The organism is Allobosea sp. P4_C6 (assembly GCF_056402015.1).
Genome location: NZ_JBFUIF010000318.1, coordinates 1 through 746 on the forward strand (window position 1 = coordinate 1; position 746 = coordinate 746).

Consider the following 746-nt stretch of genomic DNA (forward strand, 5'->3'; position numbering starts at 1 on the left):
ACCCTCGGCCGTTGCGCTAGGCGGCAACGGCCGGTGGCTGCGCGAAAGGGCGATGAGCTCGTCTATGTCAATGCTTGACGGCAGCGTTCATCGCGCGGGACGGCCATCCCCCGGTTTGCTCTGCGCGCCCGATGCAGAGAGCTGGCGTCAGATCAAGGCTATCCTGGCCGCCTGACCGGCATGCTGGGCTGCGAAGCTGCCGCGGACATTCAGGATTTCGAAAGATCGACCGTGAGCCCAAGCTTCACGAGAAAGTTGATAGGAGAGGGACTTTGATAATTGGTTTAAGCTACTGTATGAAATCTTAAATTTAACTGGTTATCCGACAAGTCCATCGCAACGGCAAACATTGATCCTTGCGTCGAGACAAGAAATCCATTCCTGAATTTACGGATTCTTGTCTTGCCTCCTGCGTCGGCGCGGGGCGCTCGGCAATCGCCGATGGAAATCCGTCGTCTCGCTATGGAATGATCAACCAAGGATCGTCGAAACGGAATCTTTCGTTTGCACTTCAATCGCTGGCCGCCATACTTTGGCGCAAGCTTGCAGGGTCAGACCTCTCCAGATGACCGATGGCCATGAGCTTGGAGGACGCATGTCGCAAGTATCAGCAGGCGGTCATGGCATCGCACCGGGTCGTCGCATCTGCCGGTTGTTCAGCTTGGGAGGATTCGCTCTGACTGCATCGCTTGCAGTCGCGCCAGCGATGGCGCAACTGCCGACGCAGGCGTCGATCGAGGCACTGC

At 57.2% G+C, this 746-nt stretch carries 1 protein-coding gene; it reads left to right on the plus strand.

Going from position 1 to position 746, the window contains the following annotated elements:
• Positions 1–565: 565 nt before the first annotated feature.
• The coding region (locus AC1DVA_RS28910) for a hypothetical protein (RefSeq protein WP_476808207.1) at positions 566–746 on the plus strand (181 nt) is incomplete at its 3' end.